14 protein-coding genes are annotated in these 14,670 nt (G+C 48.5%); 6 read left to right on the forward strand and 8 right to left on the reverse strand.

Annotated elements, in window-relative coordinates; all coding sequences use genetic code 11:
• Position 1: 1 nt before the first annotated feature.
• From mtgA to KJS94_RS13250, 3 genes are all read right to left on the reverse strand, one after another.
• A complete protein-coding gene (gene mtgA, locus KJS94_RS13240) occupies positions 2–664 on the reverse strand; it encodes a monofunctional biosynthetic peptidoglycan transglycosylase (protein ID WP_239804165.1) in 663 nt (220 codons plus the stop codon).
• 89 nt (positions 665–753) lie between these two features.
• Positions 754–1,335 (reverse strand): hypothetical protein, encoded by a 582-nt coding sequence (locus KJS94_RS13245; RefSeq protein WP_214447962.1) that lies wholly within the window; start codon positions 1,333–1,335, stop codon positions 754–756.
• Positions 1,336–1,352: 17 nt separating this feature from the next.
• A complete protein-coding gene (locus KJS94_RS13250) occupies positions 1,353–1,988 on the reverse strand; it encodes a LysE family translocator (protein WP_214447963.1) in 636 nt (211 codons plus the stop codon).
• A gap of 147 nt (positions 1,989–2,135) precedes the next feature.
• Here KJS94_RS13250 and KJS94_RS13255 point away from each other — a divergent pair, with 147 nt between their 5' ends.
• Both KJS94_RS13255 and corA read left to right on the forward strand, forming a co-directional pair.
• Entirely contained in the window at positions 2,136–3,209 is a 1,074-nt protein-coding gene (locus KJS94_RS13255) for an iron-containing alcohol dehydrogenase family protein (RefSeq protein ID WP_214447964.1), read from the forward strand.
• A 154-nt stretch (positions 3,210–3,363) separates the two neighbouring features.
• A complete protein-coding gene (corA, locus tag KJS94_RS13260) occupies positions 3,364–4,461 on the forward strand; it encodes a magnesium/cobalt transporter CorA (RefSeq protein WP_214447965.1) in 1,098 nt (365 codons plus the stop codon).
• A gap of 13 nt (positions 4,462–4,474) precedes the next feature.
• Here the strand turns inward: corA and KJS94_RS13265 are convergent, their stop codons facing one another.
• Positions 4,475–6,001 carry a GH3 family acyl-acid amido synthetase gene (locus KJS94_RS13265; protein ID WP_214447966.1) on the reverse strand — a complete coding sequence of 509 codons (1,527 nt, stop codon included), beginning with the start codon at positions 5,999–6,001 and terminating at the stop codon, positions 4,475–4,477.
• 78 nt (positions 6,002–6,079) lie between these two features.
• Positions 6,080–7,282 carry a glycosyltransferase family 2 protein gene (locus KJS94_RS13270; RefSeq protein WP_214447967.1) on the reverse strand — a complete coding sequence of 401 codons (1,203 nt, stop codon included), beginning with the start codon at positions 7,280–7,282 and terminating at the stop codon, positions 6,080–6,082.
• Positions 7,283–7,354: 72 nt separating this feature from the next.
• Here KJS94_RS13270 and KJS94_RS13275 point away from each other — a divergent pair, with 72 nt between their 5' ends.
• The 3 genes from KJS94_RS13275 to KJS94_RS13285 are packed head-to-tail and all read left to right on the forward strand — an operon-like array spanning position 7,355 to position 10,778.
• A complete protein-coding gene (locus KJS94_RS13275; RefSeq protein WP_214447968.1) occupies positions 7,355–8,140 on the forward strand; it encodes an inositol monophosphatase family protein in 786 nt (261 codons plus the stop codon).
• Between the two features lie 45 nt (positions 8,141–8,185).
• A complete protein-coding gene (gene thiL / locus KJS94_RS13280) occupies positions 8,186–9,223 on the forward strand; it encodes a thiamine-phosphate kinase (RefSeq protein ID WP_214447969.1) in 1,038 nt (345 codons plus the stop codon).
• A gap of 16 nt (positions 9,224–9,239) precedes the next feature.
• Positions 9,240–10,778 (forward strand): S41 family peptidase, encoded by a 1,539-nt coding sequence (locus KJS94_RS13285; protein ID WP_214447970.1) that lies wholly within the window; start codon positions 9,240–9,242, stop codon positions 10,776–10,778.
• Here KJS94_RS13285 and nagA read toward each other — a convergent pair.
• The 3 genes from nagA to KJS94_RS13300 form a co-directional block, all read right to left on the reverse strand.
• Complete coding sequence (gene nagA / locus KJS94_RS13290; protein WP_214447971.1) at positions 10,770–11,897, reverse strand: N-acetylglucosamine-6-phosphate deacetylase; 1,128 nt, start codon at positions 11,895–11,897, stop codon at positions 10,770–10,772. The genes KJS94_RS13285 and nagA overlap by 9 nt on opposite strands.
• Before the next feature lie 7 nt (positions 11,898–11,904).
• A complete protein-coding gene (locus KJS94_RS13295) occupies positions 11,905–12,717 on the reverse strand; it encodes a nitrilase family protein (RefSeq protein ID WP_214447972.1) in 813 nt (270 codons plus the stop codon).
• 68 nt (positions 12,718–12,785) lie between these two features.
• Positions 12,786–13,265 (reverse strand): regulatory protein RecX, encoded by a 480-nt coding sequence (locus KJS94_RS13300; protein ID WP_214447973.1) that lies wholly within the window; start codon positions 13,263–13,265, stop codon positions 12,786–12,788.
• A gap of 196 nt (positions 13,266–13,461) precedes the next feature.
• On the opposite strand from KJS94_RS13300, the gene dnaN reads away from it, so the two are divergent.
• Positions 13,462–14,577, forward strand: a complete 1,116-nt coding sequence (gene dnaN / locus KJS94_RS13305) for a DNA polymerase III subunit beta (RefSeq protein ID WP_214447974.1) — start codon at positions 13,462–13,464, stop codon at positions 14,575–14,577.
• Positions 14,578–14,670 lie beyond the last annotated feature (93 nt).

The following is a 14,670-nucleotide window of genomic DNA, read 5'->3' on the forward strand; positions in this document are numbered from 1 at the left end:
CCTACTTTGTGGTGATGATGGCAAGGATATCAGGGTCATCCGACAGGTTATTCATCTGTCGCATGATCTGTCCGGAGCGGTAATTGACATAACGGCTGGCCGGCTTCACGGTAAACTTCCTGGGGTTGGGCAGGCAGGCTGCGATCTTTGAGGCCTCTGCCCGGGTGAGATCCCTGGCGGGTTTATTGAAATAATGACGGGAAGCCGCTTCGATACCAAAAACACCAGGGCCCATTTCGATCACATTCAGGTACATTTCCAGTATCCGCTGTTTTCCCCAGAGCAGCTCGATCATGAAAGTAAAATAGATCTCCAGGCCTTTCCTGATCCAACTCCTGCCCTGCCAGAGGAATACGTTCTTGGCAGTTTGCTGGCTGATGGTGCTGGCACCGCGGACCCTGTTGGGCTTCCGTTTATTGTATTCCATCGCCTTCTCAATGCTCTTCCAGTCGAACCCATTATGGTCTGCAAACAGCTGGTCTTCCGAGGCAATAACGGCGAGCTTGGCATAACGCGACATATCCTCCGCATCCACATAGTCACGCTTCAAGCCATACTGGAACCAGTTGCTGAGTTGGGTTACTGTAATGGGGGGATTGACCCACTTCAACAGGAGCAGGTACACGAACTGCGCAATGACCAGGAACAGGAAAACGCGTTTCAAAAAACGCCAGGTGCGGGGAATTAAGCCTTTTGTCTTCACGAGGATGCTGATGGTTATGCTGGCCGCAAGATAGGTATTAAATAAAATGGTCAGTTCAATGCCGGCTTACCATCTGTCATCCTAACATAAACGATCTTGTACTTCTTACCCTTCTTTTTTTTACTGTGCTCGATCCTGTTGAGCGTGAAACCAAAGCCAGCCACCCCAAGGGCTATACCCAGGGACTTTAGGTTTTCCGAATCAGTGATCGGCTCATCCAGGTAGGCCCCATTGACCACATTGAGGATGGCATAACCAAAGCCTGCGATCATAAAAATGGTTCCGTTCTTTACAAATCTCCAGCTCTCTTTCCTCGCCGGGAAGATCTTGAAGATCTCCATATAGTGCATGCTGTGGATGAAGTACCCGAAGGTATCAATGGACTGTACGCCCAATTGGGTATAATATGTTCGGATATCCCATTCCCGGATGAATACCGAATCATTCTTGATCATTTCCACATACCCTTCGATCTGCTGTCCGTTCACCCGCTGAAGGGCGATCTTGCTTCCCTTGAAATAGGTGGCAACCGTCCTGTTGTTGGGTTGTTTCAGGGAAATATAGTCGCCCATTTGTCCGCTTGCATGAAAGGCAAGGAACAAAAAGGATAGTATGGCAAGGAATCTGGTCATTTGAAATCTTGGTTCTTTTATACTTTCTCGGAAAGGAAGACCACACCCCATAACAAGGCAACCCCAAAACCCACCAGGATGAATCCGGAGATCTTATTGATGAGGGAAAGATTATGCAGGGTGAGCTTCTTCCTGAGTTTACCTGCCATCACTACTTTTAGTACATCAGCGAGGATGTTCAGCAGGATGCAGGAAGAAAAAATAATAACACGTTGTTGGAAAGTATGGGTAACGGCAAAGGCTGTTGCATTGATCAGCCAAAAGAGAATCACACTCGGATTCAGGGTGTTGATCAGGAAGCCTGAACTGAAGATCTTGGCCATATCCCTTTTGCGAAAACGCTCTGAGGGGTCCCCGTCCGCTGAAAGTTTTACCCTTTTGAGGAAAATGTAGAACAAGCCCATCGCTATGAGGAACCCGCTTCCCACATAACCGATCATTTTCTTGTAGGCCAACAAAGCCTTTACCCATTCTGAGAACGCATTGCTCAGGACCACCAGGACAATATCACTAACCCAAACACCTGCAACAAAACTCAGCCCTCCCTCCTTTCCATTGTTCAGGCTCTGTTTGATGATGGTGAATATAACAGGCCCCACCGATAAGGCGAGTATGCAACCCAATGCCAATCCTTTCAATAATGCTTCTGTCATATTTCCAGGGCATAAAAATAATCCATCCATTCCAAGGTGGGGAATAATTTGGTATCCCGATGCCAAATCCCAAATTCATTACCTTCGCTCACGCGGATGAATGGCATTGGAATTATTGGTCATGGCATTCGCTAAAACAAAGTGCATATGAAATTCCGGAACTTTAAAATGGTCGGCTATGTGGTCTTTGGTCGCGGTAGCTTTGACCAACTTGATGAAATACTGGCTCCTAATCGTAAGGGTGATGCCCCGATGATCTTCCTGGTTGACCATTTCTTTGAAGGAAAAGAACTGGTGAACCGTATTCCCCTTCGTGGCAGGGACAAGGTCATTTACGCAGATGTGACCTATGAACCCAAGACCAGCCAGGTTGATAAACTGGCTGATCAGTTGAAGCAGGAGTTCGGCACCATTAGCGGGATCGTTGGTATTGGTGGTGGTAGCACCATGGACTTGGCCAAGGCTGTTTCCCTGATGATGAACAACCCCGGCTCTTCAGCCGATTACCAGGGATGGGACCTGGTGAAGTATCCGGGCGTATATAAAGCGGGTATCCCAACCCTCAGCGGTACCGGCGCTGAAGTAAGCCGTACCTGTGTATTGACCGGACCTACCAGGAAACTGGGAATGAATTCCGACTTCACGCCATTCGACCAGATCGTCCTTGACCCCGCGCTCACTACCAATGCCCCCAGGAACCAGCGTTTCTATACGGGCATGGACTGCTATATCCACTGTATTGAAAGCCTGGAAGGCACCTTCCTTAATGAATTCAGCAAAAGCTATGGCGAGAAGGCCCTCCAGCTTTGCCAGGAAGTATTCCTGGGAGATGGCGAATGGACCGATGCCCACGATGACAAACTGATGATGGCATCTTATGCCGGAGGTATGAGTATTGCCTACAGCCAGGTGGGTGTAGCCCATGCCGTTAGCTATGGATTAAGCTACCTGTTGGGTACCAAGCATGGCATTGGCAACTGTATTGTGATGAACCACCTGGAAGAATACTACCCGGCCGGCGTTGCTGAGTTCAAGCGTATGGTGGAGAAGAACCAGATAGATATCCCTGTTGGCATCTGTAAAGGCCTTACTGATGAGCAGTTTGACACCATGATCAATGTTTCCCTGGGTATGAAGCCCTTATGGGAAAATGCCCTCGGTAAGGATTGGGAAAAGATCATGACCAGGGAAAAACTCAGGGCACTCTACGAAAGATTATAAGCTCCCCCTACTGGTGGGCAAGGGTAAGTGGTGAACACCATTTACCCTTTTTTATTAGGACCAGATAGTACATTGCCCTGGTCAGGTGGCCAACTCTTTTCTCCCATCCATGAATTAGTTAGCTTAGGGTAGAATTTTTAACGGCTGCATTATCATGACTACTCCCAAATACCTCAAATACCTTGGCCTTAATACCTTGTTCGGCACCAGCCGTACCAAGGAGATCCTGCACATGAATCCTACGGTTATCCCACACCGTGAGGAAGCCAAGGTGGTCAGGTCCTATGTGTATGACTATGATACCACACATATAGAAGAACATGAATTTGATAATGTGACCGACTGTTTTTCCTTCAGGCATAGCAACCGCATCAGTTGGATCAATATTGACGGTATCCGCAAGGTAGATGTTGAAGCAGTATGTGCCCATTATGGGGTCCATTCGTTATTGATCGAGGATATCCTCAGCATCAACCAGCGCCCCAAGATGGATGAAGTGGAGGGGGTACTTTTCTGCCTCTTGAACATGTTGTACTTCAATGAAAAATCAGGAACGGTTGAACAGGAACAGATCAGCATAGTATTGGGTAAGGATTTTGTGATCAGCTTCCAGGAAGATGCTTCCCGCGATGTATTCAACCCCCTAAGGGATAAACTGAGGGTATCGTCTTCAAAGATCCGCCAACGTACTGCTGACTACCTCTGTTATTCTATGCTCGACCTGATCGTTGACAACTATTTCCTGGTAATGGAAAAACTAGGGGAACGGATCGAAGAACTGGAGGAACAGGTAATTAGGGGCAGCAACAGCAGGGCACTGGCCAGGATCAGTTCCCTGAGGAAAGAACTCATTGTCCTGAAACGCAATATTGCGCCCGTTCGTGACCTGCTCAGCGGCATCATCAGGAGTGAAAGTGACCTGCTGGACGATCGCACAACCAAATATTTCAAGGATGTGTATGACCATATTATGCAAGCCTACGACCTGAGCGAGAACTACCGCGATATCATGGTGAACATGCAGGATGTATACATCAACAACGTCAACCTTCGTATGAATGAAGTGATGAAGGTAATGGCCATCGTGACCTGCTTACTGGCACCAGCAACGGTAATTGGGGGGATTTTCGGGATGAACTTTGACAAGATCCCCTACCTGCACAATGATTACGGGTTCTATATTGCTGTCACGCTGATGCTGATCATCCCCATCTGGATGTTATGGGTATTCAGGAAAAGGGGATGGTTCTAAGGGATCAATTGCGTCAGATGCTGCCGGTCTTCAGGAACTTCTGCCAGTCTTCCAGCATCTTTCCTTTCAATACCCTGGGGAATTTATGCTGCCCCCCAACCTTTCCCTTCAACCGCATGAAATCCATGAATTGCGCTTCCGGTAAAACATCCAGGTAAACTTCCTTTAAAGCACTCCTTCGCTCTACGGCATAATCATCATTGAGCACCTTAAGGTGATCATCGATCTTTTGTTTCAGGAGCTCCGCGTCAACATGATCATCGGACGCCACATACCAATGATGGGCGAAGAAGGTCCCGTGCGGAACACCGGCAACCGTAAATTCCGGTATGGATACATTCAGCTCTTCCGAAGCGATTTGCAATGCCCTGTTCATATTGTCAACACTCAGGTGCTCGCCTACCAGGCTGAGGAAGTGCTTGGTCCTGCCGGTAATGATGATCTCATTCCTTTCCAGGTCTACAAAACGAACCGTGTCTCCGATCAGGTAACGCCAGGCACCTGCCGAAGTACTGATCAGGATGGCATAATCCTTTCCCATTTCCACCTCATGGATCATGTAGGATTTGGGATTGGCCACCATATGCCCTTCCGAATCGAAATTTTCATCATCAAAGGGTACAAACTCAAAGAAGATATGGTCATTGATGGAGAGATGCATGCCTTTGGCATATTGCCTGTCCTGGTAGGCAAGGAATCCCTCCGACGCCAGGTAGGTTTCAATATAGGTCAATGGTTTGGCCAATAATTTCTCGAAACCCTTCTTATAGGGTTCAAAAGAAACACCCCCGTGAACAAAGAAGGAAAGGTTGGGCCAGATATCGTGGATGGTGTTCAGGTTATAGCGCTCGATGATCTTTTCCATGCACATCTGTATCCAGGCCGGAACCCCAACCACAAAACTGATGTCCCAACGAGGCGCCTGCTCAACGATCTCATCTATCTTATCGTTCCAGTCCGTCATCTTAGCGATCTTCTTGCCCGGCTTATAAAAAGGAGTGAACCAGAAAGGTACCTTCTTGGCCGTGATCCCGCTGAGGTCGCCGGCATAATAACCCTGGCCTTTTTGCAACTGGGTACTTCCCCCCAGCATCAGCCAGCCTTTTCCTAAAGAACTGTAGGAAATGCCTTCGTAGCTCCTCAGGGAAAACAATTGTTTGACCATTACCAGCCGGTTACCCTTCAACAGGTCTTCAGTAATGGGGATATACTTGCTGGAAGATTCAGAAGTTCCTGATGACAAGGCATAATACTTGATCTTTCCAGGCCAGCAGACATCTGTTTTCCCTTCCAGGGTCTTATGCCACCAGGCCTTGTAAATGCCATTATAGTCGTGGGTGGGCACCAATTGCTGGAACTTCTTTCCAGGGTGCTTGCTCATCAGTATCTCATCAAAACGGTAGTGCTGCCCGAATTCGGTAAACCTTGCCTTCTTCAATAATTTTTTGAGGACCTTTAGCTGCTGTCGGCGTGGGGAGCTCTCCGGCAACCTTAGGGCTTTGGCAATCGTTTTGGGTAAATGAATATCAATCAGCGCCATTGATGCAATACAAGCTTTGGGTGAAATCCAAAATTAGTCATTCGCCTCCCAAAAATGCAATAAGTGGTAAATAGTTTCCTATTTTAACAACCATACCCGGCCATTCTCGTCACTGCTGTCACTGCCTATTACAGAAGCCGCGCCCTGGTAGTAAAAACGATAGCTATTGGCGGGGCCATGTTCTTCCATTATCCCCATTGCCTGTCTCAGGGTAAACTGTTCCCCCAGGCAAAGCACCAATACCGATCCCTTTCCTATCGGTCCGGAATGCCCGGTTACCATTTCAGGTTGGGGAAAGGAAAATTTCCCCTCCGGGCTTTCCGGTATGGCAAACTCACTTTGCATTAAGGATGCAATAGTTTCCGGGTCACCCATAAGTTTCCAGTTCTCCTTACCTATAGGCTTGGGCGCTTTTTTCAGGCCATTCCTGATCGCAGACAATGAACCACTGAGCAGGATACCACCCCGCATCAGCAGTTTCCAGGCAGCGGAGCCTCCCCTGAAGTGTTTGTCCACAAAAATGATCATGGCTTCATAGAACCTCCTGACATATTGTTGGTCCTTGCGGGTGCTTTCCCCTTTAAAATGGATAAGCGAAGGCTCAGAAAGGTAATAATTGGAAAAGCCGGCCTCACTGATCCGGTAGCTCAGGTCGATATCTTCCCCGTACATGAAGAAGGCTTCATCGAATCCACCTACCTGTTGGTAAACCACGGCCGGTATCATCATACAGGCCCCTGCAAGGATCTCCACCACATGGTCTTCTGCGGGCGAAAGATGTCCCAGGTAATATTTAGCAATCTTTCGATGCCGGGGAAACAACCTGATGAAGCCACTCATCTTGAAAAATGAGGTCATGCCATCCGGGAACCCCCTTTTTGATTCGGGCAGGAATGCACCGGAACCATCGATCATCCGGAAACCAGTGGCGCCATTGATCCTGTGGGTTCCCTGTTTCTCCAGGAATTGTTTGAAAAAAGTTTCGGGAATAAGGGTGTCAGGGTTCAATATCAGTAAATACTGTCCCCTCGCCTTTTCCATGGCCAGGTTATTGGCCTTGCCGAATCCAAGGTTTTCCTTTAGCCAAATGAACTGAACGGTAGGGAACTGTTTCGGTAACAATGCAGCGCTTGCATCGGTTGAGGCATTATCCACTACGATCACCTCTGCGTCCATTCCCTCCAGTGCTTTCCATACGGATCTCAGGCAATGCTCCAGGAAATGGCAAACATTATAATTGACAATGATAACCGAAAACAACATGGCACCAAATCTAGGCATGAAAATCCGTAAAAAGGATGAACCACCTGGCGGATGACCAAGTGGTTGAAGCTTAAACTGTACTTTTGCAACATGTTACAGGAAACCCTAATCAAAGCAACCAGGGCCGGGGCTGCTGTTCTACAGCAGTTTTTCAACAACAAGGACCTGGCGATTTCCAACAAGGAAGGTGTCAATAACCTTGTTACAGAAGCGGACCACGCTTCAGAGAAAGTGATCTTCGAAGTGATCCGCGAAGCATTCCCGGATCATTACATCCTGAGTGAAGAAAGCGGTGAGATCATCCAGGACTCCACTTACAAGTGGATCATTGACCCCATCGATGGCACAGTGAACTTTGCCAATGGTATCCCCATCTGTTGTGTGAGCATAGGCATTGAGAAAGATGGCAAGATGATCCATGGTGCCGTATACAACCCCTTCATCGGAGAGTTCTTCCTGGCGGAAAAGGGCAAGGGCGCTACCCTGAATGGTGATCCCATCTGGGTGAGTGAAAAATCCGATGTGGCCAGCTCTTGCCTGGTGACCGGTTTCCCATATACCTACCTGGATATGCCAAACGGACCCCTTGAATGTTTTGAAAGGTTTATCCGCAAAGGTATCCCGGTTCGTCGCCTGGGTTCTGCAGCCATCGATCTTTGTTGGGTAGCAGCAGGCCGCTTCGATGGTTTCTATGAACACAAACTTCAGGCATGGGACAGTGCAGCAGGTTTCCTGATGGTGGAAGAGGCAGGTGGAAAAGTTACAGATTTCAAGGGCAACTACTATTCGCCCTATCAGCCCCACCTCCTGGCCACTAATGGCAAGATCCATGATGAAATGCTGCAGTGGCTCTCAGGTGAGCTGCCCGTAAAGTGATGCTTCACTTTGGGTAATGATTTTTTTACTTAGAATTCAAGAGATATGAGCGAATCCCGTACAGAGATATCCAGTCTTGGTGAATTTGGCCTGATCGACCACCTTACCAGGAACATCGAATTTCATAACTCCTCTTCCGTTATTGGGGTTGGTGATGATGCCGCCGTGATCGATCATTATGGCAAACAGACCGTGATCACAACAGATATGATGGTGGAAGGCATTCACTTCGACCTCATGTATACCCCGCTGAAACACCTGGGCTACAAATCCGTGGTGGTGAACCTCAGCGATATCTATGCCATGAATGCGACGCCTACTCAGGTGGTCATCAGCCTGGCCATCAGCAACAAGTTCAGCGTGGAAGCCATGGATGATTTCTACGAAGGGGTCTATGCCGCATGTGAACAATATGGGGTTGACCTGGTAGGTGGTGACACCTGTTCTTCCAGGTTGGGCTTTGTCATTAATGTTACGGCCATTGGCGAGGTTGCCCCGAACCAGTTTGTTCAGCGCAGTACGGCCAGGAAGGGCGACCTGCTTTGTGTGAGTGGATTCCTTGGCGGTGCCTTCCTTGGATTAACCCTATTGGAAAGGGAAAAGAAGATCTTCCTCGAAAACCCACAGATCCAGCCAGACCTGGAAAACGAAAAATATATTGTCGGCAAACTGCTGAAGCCGGAAGCGCGAAAAGATATCATCGCCTTCCTGGCAGAACAATCCATTACCCCGACTGCCATGATGGACGTAAGTGATGGACTCAGTTCTGATATCCTGCACATTTGTACCAGGAGCAACCTGGGTTGTGTGTTGTATGAAGAAAAGATCCCCATCCATGAGGACGCGAGGACGGCAGCCTTCAAATTCGGTCTTGACCCAACAGCTTGTGCATTAAGCGGCGGTGAAGACTATGAATTACTCTTTACCATCAGGCAGGAAGATTATGAGAAGGTCATCCTGAGCGAAGAGATCATTGTGATTGGTTACATGACAGAAGCTGAAGAGGGAAGCCATATCCTTACAAAAGGGGGAAACAAGTTCAAATTGACAGCCCAGGGATGGAATGCATTTAAAGAACAGTAGGCATTATCTTTAGGCCATGCCGATCACCAAGCATTCCTTATCCGCCATCCTGGTAATCCTTGCATTCGTACTGCTGGCTTCCTGCAGCAGTACCAGGTCTGCTTTTGATCCCGGTAGGAAATACGCACCGGAAAAACTGAAGAAGGACTATGCCCTCTTCCGGAATATACTGGAAGAATCCCACCCCGGACTGTATTGGTATACCCCCAAGGACAGCATGGATGTTTATTTTGACCAGGGTTATGCTTTATTGAAGGATTCCATGACAGAGCCGGCCTTCCGTTCCGTACTCAGCTATGTATTGGCCAAGGTAAGGTGTGGTCATACCAGTACACGCTATTCCCGTCAATATACCCGCTGGCTGGATACGGCAAGGCTTCCTTCCTTTCCGATCTCGATCAAAGAGCTGGAACAGGACACGGTACTGCTTAACAATACCCTGCAGCGAAGCAATATCACCCTCAAGAGGGGAACAAGGTTGACCAGGCTGAATGGGGAACCCTTACCACAGCTATTGGATACGCTCAAATCATATATCCCCAACGATGGTTACAATGAATCCTACCTCAGGCAGGCATTGAGTAACCGCGGGGCATTGGGAGGCTGGTTGAGGTTGGTGAAGGGCTGGCAAAAGGAATACTCCCTGGGTTATATTGACAGCCTTGGCATGGAACAAGAAACCAGGTTCCGGCTGGTAGAGCCTCCAAAGCCGGCAGATACCACTAAAAAACCAGCAATAGAAGTATTGAGAAAACCTTTCCGGAAAAAGGAAGTAAAGGAAGAAAGGCTTTTGAGTGCAAGGAATATCCAGTTCGATACGGCTTTGTCCACCGCCTACATGACGGTCAATACCTTTAATAATGGCTACAGCTTACCTGCCTTCTTCAAAGAGAGTTTCCATGCTCTCAGGAAATTGGGTATCCGGCACCTGGTCATCGACCTCCGTAGCAATGGCGGGGGAAATGTGTCGAACTCCAATATCCTCACGCGCTATATCCTGGATAAACCCTTCAAGGTTGCTGACTCCCTGTATGCCGTGAGTAAGCGAAGTAAGTACGGTGACTATGTACAGTACAATAGCATTACCGGGATCTTTTTCAGTTTTATCACCCGGAAAAGGAAGGACGGGAACTATCATTTCGGCTATTTCGAGCGGCATCATTTCAAACCCAAAAGGAATGGCCACTATAACGGTAATGTATATGTGCTCATTGGCCCGAACTCCTTTTCCGCTACGGCAATTTTTGCGGGGACAGTTAAAGGGCAGCCCAATGTATTGCTCATTGGTGAAGAGACCGGTGGCGCTGCCTATGGCAACAATGCCTGGTTCATTCCCAATGTTACCCTTCCGGAAACCGGTGTGAGGTTCCGGTTGCCCAAATTCAGGTTGGTGATCAATAAGGATATGGTCAAGGATGGCAGGGGCGTGTTGCCTGATGTGGAAGTAAAGCCAACCACCCAATCCGTCAGGGAAAACATTGACCCGAAAGTTGAATACCTGCGGAAACTGATCCTTAATAGGTCGCAAGCCCCCGTAAATAGGGGTTCAAATTAATTCCTGCCATTCCCCGTTGCTGTAAATGCCCTTCAGTTCCCAGTTATGATCCAGTCGAAGAAGCTCGGCCCGGTAATCTTTCCGGATACGGCCACGCTCATGGTCCCAACCCATTACCCTTGCCGGTATAAGGGATGCCATTTGTAAGACCAGGTGTTCAGCGATCCCTGCCTTATGTATGCAATTCCTCACGGAAGAAAGCATGGTCAATGCCGAACCTGATAGGGTTCCATCCGGTAGAACATAACGGTCTTCCTTCAATACATGGGGATAATTGCCGGTAGGATTGGCGGTGACTGCATCGGTAATGATGAACAAGCGCTCCTGCATTAGTTTACTGGCCAGCCTGACCATCGGCCAATCCACATGAAAGCCATCGGGAACAATGCTGGAGCAGGCGGTTGCGTGGTCAAGGATTGCTCCAGGCAACCCGGGCTCGCGGTGGTGAAGGGGTGACATGGCATTGAACAAATGGGTACAGGTTGGGATACCTGATGAAAATGCCTGGTTGGCCTGGGCATAGGTGGCATTGCTATGGCCTATCGAGAGTTTCAGGTTGTATTCCTGTATTACCTGCAGTGCTTCTTCCGAAAACAATTCAGGGGCAATGGTCATCATGGTAACCACCCCCTTGCCATACTCAAGGATGGTCCTGATATTCGCTGGATCCGGTGTTTGGATGCAATCCACAGCATGGGCCCCGCGGCGCAAGGGATTGAGGAAGGGCCCTTCCAGGTGAAGCCCTGCAACACCTTTACCTCCCGCTTTCCAATACTCCCTGATCGCATCTATTGCACTAAATACGATTTCATTGGTGTTGGTCGCAACCGTGGGCTGAATGAAGGTAGCACCACCAGCAACGGAATACTCCACCGTTTTCCTGAGGGAGGCAATCGATGGATGCTCCCCAAACAATTCCCCGTTTCCACCATAGATCTGCAGGTCAATAAAAGCAGGGACCAGGCTGTCACCCTGAAGGTCGATTGGCTTTACCTGCAGGGCAGACTCCGGCCTTGTTCCGAGGGATATAATTCTGTCGGCTTCTACCCATACATCTGCTTCTACAAAATGTTCTCCGGTAAAGACCCTTCCATTGGTAAACCTGGTAAGTAGACTCATCTTGGTATTATTGTTCGAGGATGGCAAATTGGTCCGCATCTTTCAGGAATGGAAACCTGGCCCTGGTTTCTTCCAATTCCTTCTTTTCCAAAACAACCGTGTGCACTTCTTCTTCATGGGCCTTGTGGTAAATGACCTCACCCATCGGGTTGAGCACCATACTGTCGCCGCTATGGTAGATATCATTTCCATCTTTGCCGACCCTGTTCACCCCAACCACAAAGCACTGGTTCTCTATCGCCCTGGCTGTTAGAAGGGTTCGCCAGGCATGGCTCCTTCGTTCCGGCCAGTTGGCCACATTGATCAGCACATCATATTCAGGGAGAAGGCTAACTTCATCCTCCGCACTATTCTGTTGCTGCCTGGCCCATACGGGAAAGCGGAGGTCGTAACAAACCTGCAGGTTGATCTTCCAACCTTTTACGGAAGCAATGAATCGTTTGGTGCCCTGGGCATAGTGCTGGTCTTCACCTGCAAAGCCGAAGAGATGCCTTTTATCGTAAGAACCGTAAGTTCCATTCGGTAGCATCCATACCAGGCGATTATAGAATGCATCCCCTTCCCGGATGATGATACTACCGGTAAGGATTATGCGATTTTCGGCGGCCACCCGTTTCATCCAGGACATGGTTGGCCCATCCATGGTTTCGGCGAGCTTAGCAGGTTGCATACTGAATCCGGTACTGAACATTTCCGGTAAAACCACCACTTCCATCTTTTCCTTCACTCCCCTGATCTTTTCTTCCAGCATAAGAAGGTTGGCAGACTTGTCTTCCCAAAAAAGGCTGGTTTGTATAGTGGTGATATGCAGTGTTGACATTTTGCGTTGGCATTCGTTCAGCAATTACCGAAATTAAACAAGATAGGCTTAATCCGACCCTTCACCCTTCACGGCTTCCGGTACTTATTTATCTGTTTCTGCACCAGTTCCCATTCATACCCTTTCCTTAAGAGGTAGTCCTGGAATTTCCTGAGCCTCGCCATCCGGTCTTCCTCCCCCGCCAGCGACTCCCATTTTGATTCCGCGAGTTTATCCAGCCTGGTAAGGTAATCTTCCTCCGGTATGGAGGCAAGGGCTTTCCGGATGCAATACTCACTGACCTGCCGCTGCTTGAGCTCCATGGATATCCTGCCGCGGCCCCAGTTTTTGATCCTGGACTTACCCCCTGCAAAAGCAAGGGCATAGCGTTCCTCATTCAGGTAATCTTCCTCGATCAACCGGGCAATGAGCTGTTCCGTTTCCTGTTTTCGCAGGCCATAACCATACAATTTCTCCTTCACCTCCTGGTGACAACGTTCCTGGTAGGCACAATAATGCCTCGCTTTCTGCAATGCCTGTTCTGGTGTATAGGTTCGGGAAAATGCCATGGGCAAATTTCCTTCAATTGACGGTGTTGAAAAAACCCCTTTTTTGGTATTAGCAGGTGGTTATCCCCAGAGTTTTCAACAATTCAGCAAAAGGCCTTTATTTCTTGATTGGCAGGCCTTGAAAATCCCAAATTTGCCTTTACCCAATGCTAAAATTGTGTAGTTTCGTCCCATTACTTAAATCGTTAGCAGCTATATGAAGTTTATCGTTTCGTCATCGGCTTTGTTGAAACAGCTCCAGCAGATCAGTGGTGTAATCAACGCCAACACGGTGTTGCCCATTCTTGAAGATTTCCTGTTTGAGATCGATAAGAACAAGCTTACCGTTGTGGCTACCGACCTTGAAACGGTGATGAGGGTACAAATGGAAATCGAAGCAAAGGACAGCGGAAAGGTTTGTATCCCTGCAAAGATCCTGATCGACTCACTGAAGAATATCCCCGACCAGCCGCTTACTTTTAATATCGACAAGAATTTTGGTATCGAGATCACCAGCGATAACGGTAAGTACAAGGTGATGGGTGAGAACCCCGATAATTTCCCCAAGGAGCCGGCTGCAGATGACACCACTTCATTCGATATGACCAGTGGTGCCCTGGTGACGGCCATCAATAAGACCCTTTTTGCGGTAAGCAGCGATGACCTGCGTCCTGCCATGACAGGTGTGTTCTTTGAACTGGATCCCAACCATGTGCAGTTTGTGGCCACGGATGCGCACAGGCTGGTACGTTACAAGAGAACTGAAGTGAAATGCCCCAAGGCAGATTCCTTTATCGTTCCCAAGAAACCCCTGAACATCCTGAAAAGCGCACTCCCTGATAACGAGGACGAGATCACTGTTTCCTATAATTCCAACCACCTGTTTGTAACCCATGGGAACACCCAGATGAGCTGTAGGCTGATCGATGCCCGTTTCCCTGATTATAAAGTGGTGATCCCAGCGGATAATCCTTATAAGATGATCGTTTCCAAAAGCGATTTCCAGGGAGCGCTTCGCCGCGTTAGCGTTTTCAGTAACAAGAGCACCAACCAGGTAGTACTCAATATCACCGGCAGCGAATTGCAACTGGCCGCCCAGGACATTGACTTCAGCTTTGAAGGTAATGAGCGCATGAAGTGCCAGTATGACGGTGAAGACCTGCAGATCGCCTTCAACGCAAAGTTCCTGATAGAAATGCTGAATGCAGCAGAAAGCGATGAAGTGAGGATGGAATTGTCCACACCAACCAAGGCCGGTATCATCAGGCCAATGGAAAGTGATCCGAATGAGGATCTCCTGATGCTGGTAATGCCATTGATGCTGAACCAATAATATTTGAACCGGGACCTGTTCCCGGTTTTTTTATCTTGTTATTTCCCCTTTGACGCCCTGGTTTTCTGGTTTATATTAGTGAACCAGATAATC

Origin of the sequence: Flavihumibacter rivuli (assembly GCF_018595685.2) — a bacterium.
In the GTDB taxonomy this organism is placed as follows: Bacteria; Bacteroidota; Bacteroidia; order Chitinophagales; family Chitinophagaceae; genus Flavihumibacter; species Flavihumibacter rivuli.